12 protein-coding genes and 1 pseudogene are annotated in these 17,588 nt (G+C 72.9%); 3 read left to right on the forward strand and 10 right to left on the reverse strand.

Going from position 1 to position 17,588, the window contains the following annotated elements:
- The 4 genes and pseudogenes from ASE20_RS25055 to ASE20_RS20100 form a co-directional block, all read right to left on the reverse strand.
- Positions 1–762: pseudogene (locus ASE20_RS25055) on the reverse strand (13E12 repeat family protein); the annotation flags it as partial.
- A 248-nt stretch (positions 763–1,010) separates the two neighbouring features.
- Positions 1,011–4,526, reverse strand: coding sequence for an ATP-binding cassette domain-containing protein (locus tag ASE20_RS20090; protein WP_056896308.1), 3,516 nt, complete (start codon positions 4,524–4,526; stop codon positions 1,011–1,013).
- A gap of 277 nt (positions 4,527–4,803) precedes the next feature.
- Positions 4,804–5,466 (reverse strand): DNA alkylation repair protein, encoded by a 663-nt coding sequence (locus tag ASE20_RS20095; RefSeq protein ID WP_056896309.1) that lies wholly within the window; start codon positions 5,464–5,466, stop codon positions 4,804–4,806.
- Between the two features lie 17 nt (positions 5,467–5,483).
- Positions 5,484–7,673 (reverse strand): NADP-dependent isocitrate dehydrogenase, encoded by a 2,190-nt coding sequence (locus ASE20_RS20100; RefSeq protein WP_056896310.1) that lies wholly within the window; start codon positions 7,671–7,673, stop codon positions 5,484–5,486.
- Between the two features lie 154 nt (positions 7,674–7,827).
- On the opposite strand from ASE20_RS20100, the gene ASE20_RS20105 reads away from it, so the two are divergent.
- On the forward strand, positions 7,828–8,853 hold the full coding sequence (locus ASE20_RS20105) for an MIP/aquaporin family protein (RefSeq protein WP_082612636.1): 1,026 nt from the start codon (positions 7,828–7,830) through the stop codon (positions 8,851–8,853).
- A 30-nt stretch (positions 8,854–8,883) separates the two neighbouring features.
- Here ASE20_RS20105 and ASE20_RS20110 read toward each other — a convergent pair whose 3' ends face one another.
- A complete protein-coding gene (locus ASE20_RS20110; protein WP_056896311.1) occupies positions 8,884–9,519 on the reverse strand; it encodes a hypothetical protein in 636 nt (211 codons plus the stop codon).
- A gap of 95 nt (positions 9,520–9,614) precedes the next feature.
- On the opposite strand from ASE20_RS20110, the gene ASE20_RS20115 reads away from it, so the two are divergent.
- On the forward strand, positions 9,615–10,601 hold the full coding sequence (locus ASE20_RS20115) for a malate dehydrogenase (protein ID WP_056896312.1): 987 nt from the start codon (positions 9,615–9,617) through the stop codon (positions 10,599–10,601).
- 72 nt (positions 10,602–10,673) lie between these two features.
- Here the strand turns inward: ASE20_RS20115 and ASE20_RS25060 are convergent, their stop codons facing one another.
- From ASE20_RS25060 to ASE20_RS20140, 5 genes are all read right to left on the reverse strand, one after another.
- Positions 10,674–10,922, reverse strand: a complete 249-nt coding sequence (locus ASE20_RS25060) for a DUF3017 domain-containing protein (RefSeq protein WP_056896313.1) — start codon at positions 10,920–10,922, stop codon at positions 10,674–10,676.
- 47 nt (positions 10,923–10,969) lie between these two features.
- Positions 10,970–11,845 carry a bifunctional methylenetetrahydrofolate dehydrogenase/methenyltetrahydrofolate cyclohydrolase gene (locus ASE20_RS20125; RefSeq protein ID WP_056896314.1) on the reverse strand — a complete coding sequence of 292 codons (876 nt, stop codon included), beginning with the start codon at positions 11,843–11,845 and terminating at the stop codon, positions 10,970–10,972.
- A gap of 19 nt (positions 11,846–11,864) precedes the next feature.
- Positions 11,865–13,454 (reverse strand): bifunctional phosphoribosylaminoimidazolecarboxamide formyltransferase/IMP cyclohydrolase, encoded by a 1,590-nt coding sequence (gene purH, locus ASE20_RS20130; RefSeq protein WP_056896315.1) that lies wholly within the window; start codon positions 13,452–13,454, stop codon positions 11,865–11,867.
- 118 nt (positions 13,455–13,572) lie between these two features.
- Positions 13,573–14,181, reverse strand: coding sequence for a phosphoribosylglycinamide formyltransferase (purN, locus tag ASE20_RS20135; RefSeq protein ID WP_056896316.1), 609 nt, complete (start codon positions 14,179–14,181; stop codon positions 13,573–13,575).
- A gap of 11 nt (positions 14,182–14,192) precedes the next feature.
- A complete protein-coding gene (locus tag ASE20_RS20140) occupies positions 14,193–15,518 on the reverse strand; it encodes a DUF6350 family protein (protein ID WP_157538713.1) in 1,326 nt (441 codons plus the stop codon).
- Between the two features lie 150 nt (positions 15,519–15,668).
- Here ASE20_RS20140 and ASE20_RS20145 point away from each other — a divergent pair, with 150 nt between their 5' ends.
- Entirely contained in the window at positions 15,669–17,579 is a 1,911-nt protein-coding gene (locus ASE20_RS20145) for a hypothetical protein (RefSeq protein ID WP_056896317.1), read from the forward strand.
- The last annotated feature ends 9 nt before the right edge of the window (positions 17,580–17,588 follow it).

The raw sequence follows: 17,588 nt of genomic DNA on the forward strand, positions 1-17,588 counted from the left end.
CGTCCTGGTGCCGGTGTCGGGAAGGCCGGTGATGCGGGCCAGGAGGTGGTCGGCGGCGATCTGTCCGCGGCTGCGCTCGTCGCCTGCGGCCTTCGCGGCATCGGCGTCACGGGTCAAGGTGGCGTAGGCAGCGACGCCCTGGGCCATCGGGACCAGAGCGGTGAGGTAGGCCATCGTGTCGGGCGCGGGCCGCAGCGAGACGCGTCGTTCGGACTCGGCTCGCCGGTTCCGCTTCGCCACAGCAGCGGGGTCGAGGGCTGCGACCCGACGACGCACCAGCACCGCGAGCTCGCGGGTGCCGACGCCGTGCAACGCCGAAGGGTCGGCGCAGAGCTCTTCGTCGACGGCAACACGGAGGTCCTTGTCGAGGCAGCCGGTCTCCCTGGCCAGGAGGACCGCGCGGAACTCGTTGAGCGTGCCGTCGCGGAGCCGGTCCAGGGTGTGCGGCATCTCAGCGGTCAGGACCTTCGCCAGACCCAGGAGCGACTGTCCTCGATGGGCCGACTCCTTGCGCGCGAGCGCGACTTCCCCGGCGACGCCGCGCCCTCGCAACCGCGCCGGCACACCACGCGCGGCTTCGTCGGCACGGCGGGCGGCGTCGAAACGCGCTGCGGCCTCGGCCTGCACCGCGCGGGCGGTCGAGGTCAGCTCCTCGAGGGCCGCGATCAGGTCGATCAGCTGGGCCGCGTCGCCCTCGCAACCGCGAGCGAGCTGGTCGCGCCAAGTGGCGACCAGCTCGGCGGTGGCGAGGGAGGGTTCCATGCACTGATTCTACTTCGAACACCTGTTCGATTCAAGGGTCAGTGCGCAGTTTCCCCCGTTTTCTAGCGGGTTTCGGCGAACTGCCGGACCGCAACCCGACGTGCGAACCCGGCCGCCCGCCCAGCCTTCTCGTCGCTGCCGCTTGAGAACGGAGCCACCGACCAGCCGTAGCGTGCCGGGAAGATCCGGGAGCACGACGCACGGGTGCAGCAAGAGAACCGATCTCCAAGGGGTTCTGACGACAGACCTCAGCCCGCCAGGTGCCCCCACTCGCCGGACAGCTCGGCCCACGGCCCGACCGCGGCCAGCTCGCCGTCCACCAGTACGACGACGCGGTCCGCCTGGGCGAGCGCGGCCCGCTTCGACGTGGCGCCGATGACGGTCGTGTGGCGCTCGCGCAGCGCCGCCCACAGCTCGATCTCGGTGGCCGCGTCGAGAGCGCTGGAGACGTCGTCGGCGAGCAGCAGCTCGGCATCGGTGGCCAGCGCACGGGCCAGGGCGAGGCGCTGCACCTGTCCGCCGGAGAGACGCACGCCGCGGTGGCCGATCACGGCGTCGGGGCCACCGGCCTCGGCGACGTCCTCGCCGAGGCGCGCGGTCTCGACCGGCCGGGCGACCTCGCGGTCGTGGCCGAGCAGGATGTTGTCGGCGAAGGTGCCGGACAGCACCCGCGGCACCTGCGCGACATGGGCGACCTGGCCGGGACGCAGGAAGCTCTCCGCGTCGGCGACCTCCTCGCCGTTCCAGCGCACCGAGCCGCGGTGGTCGATCAGGCCGGCGAGCGAGGACAGCAGGCTGGACTTGCCGGAGCCGACCTGGCCGACCAGCAGCACCAGCTCGCCGCGCTCGACGACGAGGTCGACGGCGCTCGCGCCGATCGTGCCGTCGTCGTGGACCGCGGTGTAGCCGGACAGCTCGAGGCGCTCGAGCCGGACCCGCGGGGGTACGGCGGGTGCGGGCGCGGCGCCGGTGACCAGGTCGATGCCGTCGGGCAGCGCCATCAGGTCGGTGCCGCCCGCGAAGGTCGACGTCACCTGCTGCCACGCCCGGACGCCGGGGGCCTCGGTCACGACCGCGCCGGCCACCCGGCCGAACCAGTCGAAGCCGTTGACGGCCGTCGCCACCAGCAGCGCGGTCGCCAGGCCCCAGACGTCCCAGAGGTAGAGCGCCCACGCGGCGACCACGCCGACCTGGACCATCACGATCGGGACGCCGTCGAGGACGGCCTGCACCCGGTGCTCGAACACGGCGGCCTCGACCCGGCCGTCGTCGACCTTGCGGAGGTGGGCGTGCACCTGGGGCGTGCGGCCAGCGAGCTTGACCGTGCGGGCGGACTCGACGGCCGACACGACGGCGCGGCCGAAGCGCGCCCGGGCGGCCGAGGAGCGAGCGGCCGACCGGCCGGCGATCGGGCGGCCGATCGAGGAGGCCACCGCGCTCGTGAGCATCACGACCAGCAGCACGCCGCCGGCGAGCACCGTGCCGCCGGCGATCATCGTGATGCCGGCGATCAGCAGGCCGTTGACGAAGTCGACCCAGCGGTCGGCGTACCGGGCGTAGCGGTCGGCGTCCATCGAGCGGGCGACGACCTCGCCGGGAGGCGTGCGCGGCAGGCGGTGGCCGCGGACCTGGCCGAGCAGCACCGACATCCGCACCCGGAGCATGACCTCGATCCACCAGCGCGGGTAGCGCCGGAAGGCGTCGGCGAGCAGGATCGGCGCGAACAACAGGCTGACCACGAGGACCACGAGCAGGCTGGTGGCGGAGCCGCCGTCCTCGAGGCGCTCGACCACGCGGCCCCACAGGAACCCGGTGATCGCGCCGAGCGGGGCGAAGATCGTCCCGCCGAGGAAGAGCACGACCGACCACGCGCCCCACCACGGCCGCACCCAGAAGGCGTGCCAGGTGCCGCGGGCCAGCGAGGAGCCCGGACCGATCTCGGGGCGCTGGGGCGGTTCGCCCGTACGACGGCGCCCACCCACGCCCACGTCGCCGAGGTCGTCCAGGTCGACCGGCTCGGCGTCGGCGAAGCCGGCGGTGTCGCTGGCGGCCAGCAGCCGGCGGAAGGGACCCTCGACCACGGCCAGCTCGTCGCGCGGTCCGTGCTGGATCACGCGACCGTGGTCGAGCACGGCCACCGCCTCGGCCCGCTCGATCGTGCTCAGCCGGTGGGCCACCAGGATGCCGGTGCGGCCGCTGATCAGCCGGTCGGCCGCCGCGACCACGCGGGCCTCGGTCACCGGGTCCATCCGCGCCGTCGCCTCGTCGAGCACGACGACCTGGACGTGGCGGACCAGCAGCCGGGCGAAGGCGACCAGCTGCTCCTCCCCCGCCGAGAGCGTGGTGCCGCCGGGGCCCAGCAGGGTGTCGAGCCCGTCGGGCAGGCCGGCGACCCAGTCGGTCAGGCCGAGCTCCTCGACGGCCGCCTCGACCTCCTCACGCGCGACGGCGGCGAACAGGGTGATGTTGTCGGCGAGCGTGCCGGCCAGGATCTCGGTGCGCTGGGTGACCACGCCGACCCGGCGGCGCAGCTCGTGCAGGTCGAGCGTGGTGATGTCGGCGCCGCCCAGGAAGATCGTGCCGGGCGGCGGCTCCGCGGCCCGCGAGAGCAGCGAGGCGAGCGTCGACTTGCCCGAGCCGGTACGACCGACCAGCGCGAGGGTGTGGCCCGCCTCGACGTAGAGCGTGACGTCCTGCAGCGCGAACGACCCCTCGGCGTAGGCGAAGTCGAGGTGCCGGATCCGCAGGTCGAGGGCCCCCGTCGGAACGGACTCCCCGCCGACCGGTTCGGCCTCGACCGCGAGCAGCTGGCGCAGCCGGAGCACGGCGCCGAGCCCGGCCTGGATGTCGGGGAGCTGGTGGGCGAGGTTGTTGATCTGGCCGACGAAGATCGTCGTGACGAGGAAGAGCGTGACCAGGCGCGCGACGCCGAGGTGGTCGCCACTGACCAGCACCACGCCCGCGACGGCGATCGCCGCCAGCAGGCCGTGGAGCAGCATGCCGACCTTGATCGCGAGCTGGGCCTCGATCATCAGGACCCGGCGGAACTTCTCGTGCACGTCGGCCGACAGCTCCGCGAGGCGTCGTACGGCGAACGACTGGCCCAGGCTCGTGCGCAGGTCGTCGCGCCCCGCCACGCCCTCCTCGAGGGCCGCGGCGTGGTCGGTCCACGCGGCCTCCTCGATCACCTTGCGGCGGGCGATCTCGCCGAGCGCGGGGCGCATGACCGCCACCGTGACCGCGCCAACCAGCGGGAACAGCAGGAACGCCGGCCACCACGTGAACCCGGCGACCAGCCACATCGGCACCGAGGCGAAGCCGGTGCGCATCGCCATCCAGATCTGCTGGCGCAGCAGCGTGCCGACCTCGTGGGTGTCGTCGTCGACCCGGTCGAGCACCTCGCCGACGGCCTGCTCGGTCAGGTGGGCCAGCGGCTGCTGGAGCGCCGCGCTGAGCAGGTCACCGCGCAGCCGACCCTCGGCCCGGTCCACCACGCCCGCCCAGACCACCCGGCCGGCGGTGTCGATCGCGGCCGCGCCGACGACGAAGCAGGCCAGCCAGACGACGAGCGTCGTCGTGGGGTGGTCGGCGATCCGGCCCGCCACCACGGTGCCGAGCGCCTGCCCGAGCGCCGCGGTCGCCACCGCCCCGACGGCGAAGCCCGCCGCGGGGCTGCGCATCCGGCGCCAGTCGACGCGACGGCTGGGGTCGACGGGGACGTCGCCGGGCGCGGGAGCAGGGGCCCGGGTCAACGTCGTCGTCACTGGATCGAGAGTAGTTGCCGTCGCCGACAACTTCCTCCGAATATCTTCCGGCCCCGCGCGGGTCCGAGGAACGAGGATCCGCGGGGATCAGGCCGGAAGGTTGAGGAGCGCCGCGACCGAGGAACGAGGTCGCGACGCGCGTCTCGAAACCCAGTTGCCGGTGCGCGACCGGTGTCCGGCTCCTTCGTGAGCGGTGTCGGGCCGGGCTCGGTCCCAGCACCCGAACCGGAGGGTTTCGAGACTCGGCGCTGGCGCGCCTCACACCTCAACCGCCGGGTCACAGGTGCTTGAGGGCCTCGCGCCTGCTCAGCGGGCTCAGCTCGTGCCCCTCGACGTAGGACCGCACCCAGTCGGGGTCGGTCTTCGCTGCCTCCCGCAGCGACCACCCGACGGCCTTGCGGACGAAGAACTCGCCGTCCGCGAGGTTCGGCTCGATGACGGCGGCCAGCAGGTCGAGGTCGGTCCGGTCGCGGCGGCCGAGCTGGCTGATGATCGCGAGCCGACGTACCCAGAGGAGGTCGTCGACGGCCCACACCCGGACGATCGCCGCCGTCTCGGAGGGCCACGCGTCGTGGAGGTCGGCGATGCGGTGCGCGGCCTCGTCGACGTGGTCCCACCAGGCGCCGGTGCGCGCGACGTGCTCGTGGAAGGGCACCAGAGACAGGTCTCCGCGCAGCGGCCGCAGTCCCAGCAGCGCGGCGGCGGCGTAGCGCTCCTCGCGGTGCGTCGCGTCGTCCCACAGCTCCCGGGCCGTGGGCACCAGCTCGTCACGCGAGGTGACGCCGAGCTCGCGCACGAGCGAGCGGACCAGGCGGCGCACCTCCGGCACCCGTACGCCGAGGAAGGGCATCTCCGACTTCATGTAGGCCTGCTGCCCCGGCGCCAGACGCGCGTCGGCCGCGGCGCGCAACGAGGTGCGCACCGCGGCCGACAGCGACATGGTGGTCCGGTCCGGGATCAGAACCCGGCGAGGACCTCGTTCAGCGTGGTGCTCGGGCGCATCACCGCGGAGGTCTTCTCGGCGTCCGGGTAGTAGTAGCCACCGATGTCGGCGGGGCTGCCCTGGACGGCGATCAGCTCTGCGGCGATCTTGTCCTCGTTGGCGCGCAGCGTCTCGGCCAGCGGCTTGAACGCAGCCGCGAGGTCGGCGTCGGCCGACTGGTTCGCGAGCTCCTCGGCCCAGTAGAGCGCGAGGTAGAAGTGCGAGCCGCGGTTGTCGGTCGTGCCGAGCTTGCGGCCCGGCGAGCGGTCCTCGTTGAGGAAGGTGCCGGTGGCGCGGTCGAGCGCGTCGGCGAGCACCTGCGCGGCGGGGGCGCCGGCCTGCTCGGCGTACTTCTCGAGTGAGGGCACGAGGGCGAAGAACTCACCGAGGCTGTCCCAGCGCAGGTAGTTCTCCTCGACGAGCTGCTGCACGTGCTTGGGGGCCGAGCCGCCCGCGCCGGTCTCGAAGAGGCCACCGCCGGCGATCAGCGGGACGACGGACAGCATCTTGGCCGACGTACCGAGCTCGAGGATCGGGAACAGGTCGGTGTTGTAGTCGCGCAGCACGTTGCCGGTCACCGAGATGGTGTCCTCGCCCTTGCGCATCCGCTCGAGGGAGTACGCCGTCGCGAGGGTCGGCGCCAGGATCTCGATCGTGAGGCCCTCGGTGTCGTGCTCGGGGAGGTAGGCGTTGACCTTCTTGATGAGCTCGGCGTCGTGGGCGCGCGACTCGTTGAGCCAGAAGATGGCCGGCGTCTGCGAGGCGCGGGCGCGGCTGACCGCGAGCTTCACCCAGTCCTGGACCGGGATGTCCTTGGTCTGGCAGGCACGCCAGATGTCGCCGGCCTCGACGTCGTGCTCGATCAGCACGTCGCCGTTGGACGCGACGACGCGGACGGTGCCGGCCGCGGCGATCTCGAAGGTCTTGTCGTGCGAGCCGTACTCCTCGGCCGCCTGCGCCATCAGGCCGACGTTCGGCACGGTGCCGATGGTGGCCGGGTCGAGCGGGCCGTTCTTCTTCACGTCGTCGAGCACGGCCTGGTAGACGCCGGCGTACGACGAGTCGGGGATGACCGCGAGGGTGTCGTCCTCGCCGCCGTCGGCGCCCCACAGGCGGCCGCCGTTGCGGACCAGGGCCGGCATCGACGCGTCGACGATGACGTCGGACGGGACGTGCAGGTTGGTGATGCCCTTGTCGGAGTTGGTGTAGGACAGGCGCGGGCCGGCAGCCAGGGCGGCGTCGAAGGCCGCCTTGATCTCGGCACCGTTCTCGAGGGCGTCGAGGCCGGCGAGGATCGCGCCGAGGCCGTCGTTGGCCGAGAGGCCGGCGGCGGCGAGCTGGTCGCCGTACTGGGCGAAGACGTCGGCGAAGTAGGCCTTCACGACGTGGCCGAAGATGATCGGGTCGGAGACCTTCATCATCGTCGCCTTGAGGTGGACCGAGAACAGCACGTCCTGGGCCTTGGCCTCGGCGAGCGCGTTCTGGAGGAAGGCCCGCAGGTGCGAGGCCGACATCTTGGTGGCGTCGACGATCTCGCCGGCGAGGACCTTGAGGCCCTCCTTGAGGACGACGGTCTCGCCGGCCTCGGTCTCGAGCACGATCGACAGCACGTCGTCGCCGGCGAGGGTCACGGACTTCTCGTTGCTCGCGAAGTCGTGGGCGCCCATGGTGGCGACATTGGTCTTCGAACCCTCGGCGAAGGGCTTGTTGGTGTGCGGGTGAGTCTTGGCGTAGTTCTTCACCGACGCGGGCGCACGACGGTCGGAGTTGCCCTCACGCAGGACCGGGTTGACCGCGGAGCCCTTGACCTTGTCGTACTTGGCCCGGATCTCCTTCTCCTCGTCGGTCGTCGGGTTCTCGGGGTAGTCCGGGACGGCGAAGCCCTGCGCCTGCAGCTCCTTGACCGCGGCCTTGAGCTGCGGGATGGAGGCGGAGATGTTGGGGAGCTTGATGATGTTGGCCTCGGGCGTCTTGGCCAGCTCGCCGAGCTCGGTCAGCGCGTCGTCGGCCAGGCCGAACTGCGCGAGGATCCGCGCCGCGACGGAGATGTCGCGGGTCTCGAAGGCGACGCCGGCCTTGGCCGCGAAGGCCTCGACGATCGGCAGGAAGGAGTACGTCGCGAGCAGCGGCGCCTCGTCGGTGTGGGTGTAGATGATGCTCGACATGTCCGGGCGTCACTCCTGTGCCGTGGTTGGGATTCTTGACGTCAAGATACCTGATGGCGGGGCTGGGTTCCCCTTCGGTGGCCACCCTAGTGATTAGGGTGGCGCGTGTAACCGGCTGGTTTTCCGGGAGCCGGACCGAGGAAGGGTTGTGCCCATGACACAAGACGCCAGCGCCGACCAGCAGGTCGAGACGCCCCCCACGCTCACCCAGAAGCTGCTTGCCGAGCTCCTCGGCACCTTCGTGCTCGTCTTCATCGGCTGCGGTGCCGCCGTGATGACGGGCGCCGACGTCGCCAGCACGGGCCTTGCCTTCGGCATCGCGATCGTGATGATGGCCTACGCGTTCGGACGCATCTCGGGTGGTCACTTCAACCCCGCCGTCTCCGTCGGCGCCGCCCTCGCCGGCCGCATCTCGTGGAAGGAGACCGGCCTCTACTCGGTCGCCCAGACCGCGGGCGCGCTGCTCGGCGGCCTGGTGCTGGCGTTCGTCGTCCTGGCCAGCGACATGGGCTGGGAGTTCGGCGACCCGCTGGGCAGCAACAGCTTCGGCGGCTTCGGCCAGGTCGAGGTCGGCGGCGCCCTGCTGATCGAGATCGTGCTGACCTTCATCTTCGTGCTCGTGATCCTCTCGGTCACCGACGAGCGCAACCGCGCGATCGCCGCCCAGGCCCCGCTCGCGATCGGCCTCGCGCTGGCCGCGATCCACTTCGTCGGCATCAACGCCACCGGTACGTCGGTCAACCCGGCCCGCTCCATCGGCGTCGCCTTCTGGTCCGGCGGTGACGCGATCGAGGACCTCTGGCTGTTCATCGTCGCCCCGCTCATCGGTGCCGCGATCGCCGGCGTGATCTACCCCCTGACCTTCGGCCGCGACCGCGACCCCGTCCCCGGCTCCGGGCTCAACTTCGGCGCCGGCGGCTCGTCCGACCCGGGCTTCACCCAGCAGTGGAACCAGGGCTACGGCCAGCAGCAGCCCCAGCAGGGCTACGCCCCGGCCACGCAGACGCAGCCGATCATCCAGGACGGCTGGCAGTGGGACCCGCAGGCGCAGCAGTGGATCCCGGCCCAGCAGCAGCCGCCCGCTCCGGCCGCCCCGACGCCCGACCCGGGCCAGCCCGGTGGCCCCGGTGGCTGGGCGCCGCCGGCCAGCGACCAGACGCAGGTGCGTCCGCCGCAGTGACCTGCTGCTGAACCTGCTGGACCGCTCGACCTAACGGGGCTCGTCGTACGCGACGAGCCCCGTTCCGTCTGCCTGGACGAGGCCGACGCCACGGGCGTACACCTCCCGGCGAACGACGGTGTCGTCACGGAGCTCGAGGGTCACGGTGTCGTCGTACTCCCCCAGCGGTACGTCGACCGCGGCATCGACCGCGACGACCGACGCCACCTCGTCGACCCCCGGCGCGAGCCCGGTGCGGAACCCGTCCCCACGCCGTGGCTCGGCCGGCATGGCCAGGCCTGCCTCGGCACCGGACTCGCCCGCGAGCCACGCGCCCTCGCGACCGAACCACCACACGTTGCCGCGCTCGTCCTGCGCGTACAGGTCGCGGGTCTGCTCGCCGTCCGCGGTGGTCCGCACCAGGGCAGTGGTGGCGACGCCGGCGACCTCGCGGCCGGGCTCGACGCTCACCACGAGCCTGGCCGTGGCGGCGCCGTACTCCCAGCGGGTGCCGGGCTCGAGCGGGAACCACGGGTTGTCGACTCCTCCGACGAAGTCGGACGGGTCGGGGTCGGGCGTGGGCACGACGAGCTCGTCGACGCCCGACGGGGCGCTCGGCGCGGACGCGGAGCCGCACCCGGAGAGGGTCATGAGCGCCGCGGCTGCGAGGAGGGCGCGGGTCCGCATGCGGTCATCGTCTCGTACCCGTGCCCGCCTCCCCGCGTCGGCCCGGGCGCTGCTAGCGTCGCGGAGTCCACTGATCCTCTCGAAGGAGTGTCCCTGTGAGCGCTACTCCGCTCAAGGTGGCCGTGACCGGCGCAGCCGGCCAGATCGGCTACAGCCTGCTCTTCCGCATCGCCAGCGGCGCGATCGCCGGCGACCGCCCCGTCGTGCTCCGCCTGCTCGAGATCGAGCCGGCCCTCAAGGCGCTCGAGGGCGTCGTCATGGAGCTCGACGACTGCGCGTTCCCGAACCTCGCCGGTGTCGAGATCGGCTCGGACCCCGAGAAGATCTTCGACGGCGTCAACCTCGCCCTCCTCGTCGGCGCGCGTCCGCGCGGCCCGGGCATGGAGCGCGGCGACCTGCTCTCCGCCAACGGCGCGATCTTCACGGCGCAGGGCAAGGCCCTCAACGCCGTCGCCGCCGACGACGTCCGGATCGGCGTGACCGGCAACCCGGCCAACACCAACGCGCTGATCGCCGCGAGCAACGCCCCCGACATCCCCAAGGAGCGGTTCTCGGCGCTGACCCGCCTCGACCACAACCGGGCGATCTCGCAGCTGGCCGCCAAGACCGGCTCGGCCGTCACCGACATCAAGAAGATCACGATCTGGGGCAACCACTCGGCCACCCAGTACCCCGACATCTTCCACGCGGAGATCGCCGGCAAGAACGCCGCCGAGGTCGTCGACGACCAGGCCTGGATCGCCGACACCTTCATCCCGACCGTCGCCAAGCGCGGCGCCGCGATCATCGACGCGCGCGGCGCGTCCTCGGCCGCCTCGGCCGCGTCCGCCACGTGCGACGCCGCCCGCGACTGGCTGAACGGCACCCCGGCCGGCGACTGGGTCTCCATGGCGGTCGTCTCCGACGGCTCCTACGGCGTCCCGGAGGGCATCGTGTCCTCCTTCCCGGTCACCACCTCCGGTGGCAACTGGGAGATCGTCCAGGGCCTCGAGATCGACGACTTCTCCCGCGGCAAGATCGACGCCTCCGTCGCCGAGCTGGTCGACGAGAAGGCCGCGGTCACCGAGCTCGGCCTGATCTGAGCCACCCCGCGCAGCACGAAGCCCCCGGCCGGGAACGGCCGGGGGCTTCGTCGTGTCGGCCCGGGTGCGAACTCAGACGGGCTGGTCCGGGATGGTCGCGGCCAGGAAGAGGAGCGCGGCGGCGATCAGGACGAGGATCCCGACGTCCAGCGCCCGGTGGCGTACGGCGAGCATGCCCGCGTCACGGTCGGGCAGCACCAGGCGGAGCACCGCGGCCAGGAGCAGCGCCCCGGAGACGATCCGGATGCCCGTGCGCCACTCGTCGAGGGCAGCGACGGCCAGGCCGCCGCCGGTGACCAGCAGGACGACCAGGTAGAACACTCCCCCGAGCGTGGAGGGGTAGCGTCGCGGACCGGGGAGCTCCTCGTTCAGTGCGCTGCCTTCCCACCGTCGCGCGCGGCCTGCTTCTCGGCCATCGAGACCACGTTGGCCAGCAGCATGGCGCGGGTCATCGGCCCGACACCACCCGGGTTGGGCGAGACCCAGCCCGCGACGTCCCAGACGTCGTCGGCCACGTCGCCGGCGATCTTGCCGTCGACCCGGCTCACGCCGACGTCGAGCACGGCCGCGCCGGGCTTGACCATGTCACCGGTGATGATGCCGGGCACGCCTGCCGCCGCGACGACGATGTCGGCCTTGCGCACGTGGGCGGCCAGGTCGACCGTGCCGGTGTGGCACAGCGTCACGGTGGCGTTCTCGGAGCGCCGGGTGAGCAGCAGGCCGAGCGGCCGGCCCACCGTGATGCCGCGACCGACCACGACCACCTCGGCGCCCGCGATCGGGACGTCGTGGCGGCGCAGGATCTCCACGATGCCGTACGGCGTGCACGGCAGCGGCGCCTCGTTGCCCAGCACCAGCCAGCCCAGGTTGGTGGGGTGCAGGCCGTCGGCGTCCTTGGCCGGGTCGATCAGGCCGAGCACGCGGTTCTCGTCGCGCCCGCGCGGCAGCGGCAGCTGGACGATGTAGCCGGTGCACGCGGGGTCGGCGTTGAGGCCGGCGACGGCCTCCTCGATCTCCTCCTGCGTCGCGACCTCGGGCAGGTCGACGCGGATCGACGCGATGCCGACCTCGGCGCAGTCCTTGTGCTTGCCGCCGACGTACCAGCGCGAGCCGGGGTCGTCGCCGACGAGCACGGTGCCGAGCCCGGGGACGATCCCCTGCTCGCGCAGCTTCTCGATGCGGACGCGGAGCTCGTCCTTGATGGCGGCAGCGGTGGCGTTGCCGTCGAGCTTCTGTGCAGTCACGTGACCGATCCTCGCAGGCTCAGTGGAAGAAGTGGCGGGTGCCGGTGAAGTACATGGTGACCCCGGCGGCCTTGCACGCCGCGACGGTCTCCTCGTCGCGCACCGAGCCGCCCGGCTGCACGATCGCCTTGACGCCGGCGTCGATCAGGATCTGCGGGCCGTCGGCGAACGGGAAGAAGGCATCGGACGCGGCGACCGATCCGCGGGCCCGCTCCTCGCCCTCGACGAGGGTGTTGGCACGCTCGACGGCGAGCTTGCAGGAGTCGACCCGGTTGACCTGGCCCATGCCGATGCCGACCGCGCCGCCGTCCTTGGCGAGCAGGATCGCGTTGGACTTGGCCGCCCGCACCGCGTGCCACGCGAAGGCGAGGTCGGCGAGCGTGGCCTCGTCAGCCGCCTCACCGGTGGCGAGCGTCCAGTTGGCCGGGTCGTCGCCCTCGGCCTGGAAGCGGTCGACCTGCTGCATCAGCAGGCCGCCGCTGATCGGGCGGGTCTCGACGCCGCCGGCCGCCAGCGGCTCGGCCACGAGGATCCGGATGTTCTTCTTGCCCTGGAGCACCTCGACCGCGCCGTCGTCGTAGCCGGGGGCGACGATGACCTCGGTGAAGATGTCGGCGACCTGCGTCGCCATCTCGACCGAGACCGGGACATTGGTGGCGATCACGCCGCCGAAGGCGGAGACCGGGTCGCACTCGTGGGCGCGGCGGTGGGCCTCGGCGACATCGGCGCCGACGGCGATGCCGCACGGGTTGGCGTGCTTGATGATCGCCACCGTCGGCTGGTCGCCGTGGTCGTACGCCGCGCGGCGGGCCGCGTCGGTGTCGACGTAGTTGTTGTAGGACATCTCCTTGCCGTGCAGCTGCTCGGCGCGGGCGAGGCCGGCCGGGCCGAAGCCGTTGAGGTAGAGAGCGGCCTTCTGGTGCGGGTTCTCGCCGTAGCGCAGGACCGCGGACTTGTCGTAGGTGCCGCCGACCCACGCGGGGAAGCCGGTGCCCTCGGAGGTGTCGGTGAGCACGCTGCCCATCCAGGAGGCGACCTGGACGTCGTAGGTCGCGGTGTGGACGAACGCCTTGGCGGCCAGCGCCTTGCGCTCGTCATAGGTGAAGCCCTCGCCCTGCGCGGCCTCGAGGGCCCGGGCGTAGTCGGCGCCGTCGGTCACGATCGCGACCGAGGGGTGGTTCTTCGCGGCGGCGCGCACCATGGACGGGCCGCCGATGTCGATCTTCTCGATGCAGTCGTCGACGCCGGCGCCGGACGCGACCGTGGCGGCGAACGGGTACAGGTTGACCACGACCAGGTCGAAGGGCGCGACCTCGAGCTGCTCGAGCTGGGCGACGTGGTCGGGCAGGCGCCGGTCGGCGAGGATCCCGGCGTGCACGCGCGGGTGCAGCGTCTTGACGCGACCGTCGAGGCACTCCGGGAAGCCGGTGAGGTCCTCGACCTTGGTGACCGGGAGGCCGAGCGACTCGATGAGGGCGGCCGAGCCGCCGGTCGACACGAGCTCGACGCCAGCGGCGGCGAGGCCCTTGACCAGGTCGTCGAGACCGGTCTTGTCGAAGACGGAAACCAGGGCACGCCTAATGGCGATCCGGTCAGGCGTGGCGGACATCGAGGGGCTCCTCATCGGTCGGTGGTCTCGATGAGGGCACCCAGGCGATCGATGCCGACTCGTCACTCCCTGGTGGTGGCCCACCTGCGCCAGTCGTGTGCCCTCAGTCTATCGACCTTCAGCCTCCCAGCCGAACCCGCCGGCCGTCGACCGCGAAGCCCTCCCGGGCCATCCGCCCGACCGACTCGACGAGCATGGCGCGCTCGGCGACCTTGATCCGCTCGTGCAGGGTCTCGACCGAGTCGTCGTCCTCCACCGGTACGACGGCCTGGGCCACGATCGCGCCGGTGTCGACGCCGGCGTCGACGACGAAGAGCGTCGCGCCGGTGACCTTCACGCCGTACTCGAGGGCGTCGCGCGGCCCGTGCATCCCGGGGAAGGACGGCGACAGGGCCGGGTGCGTGTTGAGCGTGACGCCGCCGAAGCGGGCCAGGAACTTGTCGCCCACGAGCTTCATGAAGCCGGCGAGCACGACCAGGTCGGGCTCGAAGGCACCGACCTTGTCCGCGAGCGCCCGGTCCCAGTACTCACGGCTCGTGTGGTCGCCCACCTTCGCCACGAAGGTCGGGATGCCGGCGCGCTCGGCCCGGCGCAGGCCCTCGATGTCGTCGCGGTCCGCACCGACGGCGACGACCCGGGCGCCGTAGGACGGGTCGGCCGCGGCGTCGAGGATCGCCTGGAGGTTGGTGCCGGAGCCCGACACGAGGACGACGAGGCGGGCGGTCACGGAGCGTGAGTCTACGGGCGCCGGGGCAGACGGTCGCGCACGGCGCCGAGCCTGGAACGCACCCAGCCGTCACCGTCGCGCTGCCACCAGCAGACCAGCAGCGCCCCCACGACCCCGCCGATGCCGAAGGACGTGATCGCGTGCAGCAGCACCTCGAAGGTGTAGGGCCCCACGTCCGCCATCCGGCCGGGGCCGACGGCACCGCCGGCGAAGACCGTGAGCAGGGCGAGCACGACGCCGGCCGAGATGCCGCCCGCGCACCCGCGGATCGCGGCCTGGTCCCAGGCCAGCACCGGCCGGTCGCGCTGGACCCGTCCGGCCACGTACGCCGCGAGCAGGACGGGGGTGACCATCAACCACTCGGTCCACCACGGCTGCGCGCCCTGGTCGGGCAGCGCGGCGAGCAGGGGGAACATCGGCAGCGGACCGAGCACGACCACGCTGGTCGAGACGGTCGTGCCGGTGCCGACGGTGAAGCCGGGACCGAGCAGGTAGGAGCTCGAGAAGAGGACCGCGTTCGGCAGCACCAGCACCGTGACGAGCAGCATCAGGGTGATCGCGCCGGCGTCGGCGTGCAGCTGGGAGACCACGTTGGCCGCGGTCGAGAAGTCGAGGACGAAGGCCACCGCGAGGGCCACCAGGCTCATCGCGAACCACAGGCCGAGGATCCGGCGGGCGACGAGGGCCGAGTCGCGCACGGCGGCGGGTACGACGGGCAGCCAGATCGCCGCGCGGCCGGAGCCGAACGCGATCGCCGTACCGCCCACCCCACCGGCGATCAGCAGCGACCACAGGACCACCCGGGTCGGGTTCGGCGAGGAGGCCGCGGTCGAGGCGACCGCGGCGGTGAGGACGCCGACCACGGCGTAGCCCACGGAGAACAGGCCGGCCGCCAGCGGCACGGTCCAGTCGCGGGCGCCGTCGGCGATCCGGTCGGCGTCGGGCCCGTGCCCGGAGACGGACTCCCCGACCCGGTGCCCGACCCGCCACGCGGTCCACGCGCAGAGCAGGGTCAGGCCGATCGGGAGAGCCGTGATCCGGATGCCCTCCACCGCGACCGTCGAGCCGTGCGCGACCAGCCAACCGTGGGCGCCGACGCGGAGCGCTCCGCTCGGGCTGCCCTCGCCGCCGGCGTCGGTGAGGAACCAGCCGACGACGGCCAGCGCCATGCACACCAGCAGCGGTCCCCCGGCGGCCAGCGCGCCGCCGAGCGTCGCGGTCGGGACCAGGGGGCGACTGGTGGCCAGCTCGTGCCGCAGCTCGGCGTCGCTGCGGGCCGTGCCCTTGCCGGATCGTCCGGTGGCACGGCGCGCCGGCGAGGACTGGAGCGACGTCATGGTCCGTCCATCTTCACGCCGCGACCCCGCCGGATCGGGGCTGCCACGCCGACACGATCCCCTGTCGGGCCTGAGAATCGGCTGAAGTGACGTCCGCAACGGTGCTGCGGTTGGAGCGCGGTCGCCCTGTCGTCGTACGGTGGTCCGGCCATGACCGAACCGCCGTCCTTCGTCAGCAGCAGCGACCTCGCCGCCGGCTTCGACGACTTCTACAAGGACGCGCGCGACCGGCTGCTGCTCCAGACCTTCGCGCTCACCGGTGACCTGACCGCCGCGCGGAGCGCGGTGCGGGAGGCCTTCGTCGTCGCCTGGCACCACTGGCGCAAGACGTCGCGACTCGACGACCCCGAGATGTCGGTCCGGCCCGCCGCCTGGCGCCGGGCACTGCGGCGCAGCAGCACCCGCCCGTGGCACCGCAAGAAGGACCTCGACCCGGCCAGCCGGGCCGTGCTGGAAGCGCTCGCGGCGCTCCCCCTGGCCCAGCGCAAGGCACTGCTCCTCACCCAGCTGGCCGCCGTCTCCATGGACGAGATGGCCCACGAGGTCGGGCTCCCGCTCGAGTCGGCCGAGCGCGAGCTCCAGCTCGGCGCCGCCCAGCTGGCGATGCAGCTGGAGATCCCGACCTCGGCGATCCCGCTGTCGCTGAGCTCGCTGTCCACGGTCACCCGGACGGTCACCTGGCCGCGGGTGACGATCATCCGCCGTGCCGGCAGCGCCCGCCGCCGCGCGCACACGATCATCGGGGCCACCGCCGCCGTCACCGCGCTCGTCGCCGGAGGCGCGGTCGCCACCGACGCCACCGGCGTCCGGCCCTCGCTCGACCGGGCACCCCTCCCCTCCGCGACCGCCCCCGCGTCGTCCGGCCCCGCGGTCAACGCGCTGCCCGCGACGTCGCTGCTCGAGCTCGACGGTGTCCGCGCGGTGCTCGGCGGCCGTGGCTGGACCCAGGGCGCGACGTCCGACAACTCCGCCGGCAACGGCCGCGTGCTCCCCTGCCAGCCCGACCGGTACGCCGACCCGAAGGGCACCGCCGCCTGGGAGCGCAGCTTCCGTGCGGGCGCGAAGACGCCCCGCACGGTCGTGCAGTTCGCCGAGGCGTCGCTGACCGACCGCCACGCGGCCCGGACCTACCGCCGGACCCTCGCCTGGTTCACCGGCTGCCCCACCCCCGACGACGACGCGTCGGCGGTCCCGCGGATCCAGCTGGTCAGCACCGCCGACGTCCGGGGCGTCGGCGACCAGGCCTCGCTCCTGGTGCTGCGCTCGCGCGCCGACAGGACTGTCTACGTCGTCGGCGTGGCCCGCACCGGCCTGTTCACCACGACGACCTCGCTCGCCAGCCGGATACCCGCCGGCAAGGCGGACCGCAAGGCCGCCGCCCGCCTGCTCGGGACCGCCGTCGGCCGGCTGTGCCAGCTCACCGACGGCGGCGCGTGCGCGACCGGCGCCCCGAAGGTGACCGAGCGGTCGGCGTACCCGGCCGGCAAGGTGCCGTGGATGCTCTCCGAGGTCGACCTGCCGCCGCTGAACCGCGACCAGGGACCGTGGGTCGGCACGCCCGTCGCCGCCCTGAAGGAGGACCGGATCGACTCCGGCGCCATCGGCTGCGAGACCGCGCACCTGTTCGGCACCTTCCGCGACCAGAGGATCCAGGCCAACCAGTTCCGCACCTTCGTGCTGAGCGCCGCCGACCTGCCGCCCGAGGTGGGCCTCACCCAGACCGTCGGCTCGCTGCCGGCCGGCGGTGCGCGCACCTTCGTCAAGCGCTTCCGCGAGCGGATGGCCCAGTGCCCCGACCTCGACGCGAGCGCCGGCACCGAGGTCGACGAGCTCGCCGCCACCACGACCACCTCCACGGCGCTGTCCGCGTGGCACCTGAGCACCGCGCTGCCCGGCGACAGGACGGTCGAGTACGACGTCGCCGTGCTCCGCCGCGGCACCTCCCTCGCGGTCGTGGTCTACGTCGCCGCTCCCCGCGCGCGCATCGACGACGAGGACTTCGTCGCGCTCGCCCGCCGGTCCCTCGACCGCCTCGGCCGGATGGCGGCCCACGCCGGGTGACGCGGCGCC

Origin of the sequence: Nocardioides sp. Root240 (assembly GCF_001428825.1) — a bacterium.
GTDB lineage: Bacteria > Actinomycetota > Actinomycetes > Propionibacteriales > Nocardioidaceae > Nocardioides.

Excerpts from the sequence above, each read along its gene's own strand:
- ASE20_RS20095 (WP_056896309.1), bottom strand. The coding sequence starts at position 5,466 with ATGTCGCTGTCGGCCGCGGTGCGCACCTCGTTGCGCGCCGCGGCCGAC.
- ASE20_RS20100 (WP_056896310.1), bottom strand. The coding sequence starts at position 7,673 with ATGTCGAGCATCATCTACACCCACACCGACGAGGCGCCGCTGCTCGCG.
- ASE20_RS20105 (WP_082612636.1), top strand. The coding sequence starts at position 7,828 with ATGACACAAGACGCCAGCGCCGACCAGCAGGTCGAGACGCCCCCCACG.
- ASE20_RS20110 (WP_056896311.1), bottom strand. The coding sequence starts at position 9,519 with ATGCGGACCCGCGCCCTCCTCGCAGCCGCGGCGCTCATGACCCTCTCC.
- purH (WP_056896315.1), bottom strand. The coding sequence starts at position 13,454 with ATGTCCGCCACGCCTGACCGGATCGCCATTAGGCGTGCCCTGGTTTCC.
- ASE20_RS20140 (WP_157538713.1), bottom strand. The coding sequence starts at position 15,518 with ATGACGTCGCTCCAGTCCTCGCCGGCGCGCCGTGCCACCGGACGATCC.
- ASE20_RS20145 (WP_056896317.1), top strand. The coding sequence starts at position 15,669 with ATGACCGAACCGCCGTCCTTCGTCAGCAGCAGCGACCTCGCCGCCGGC.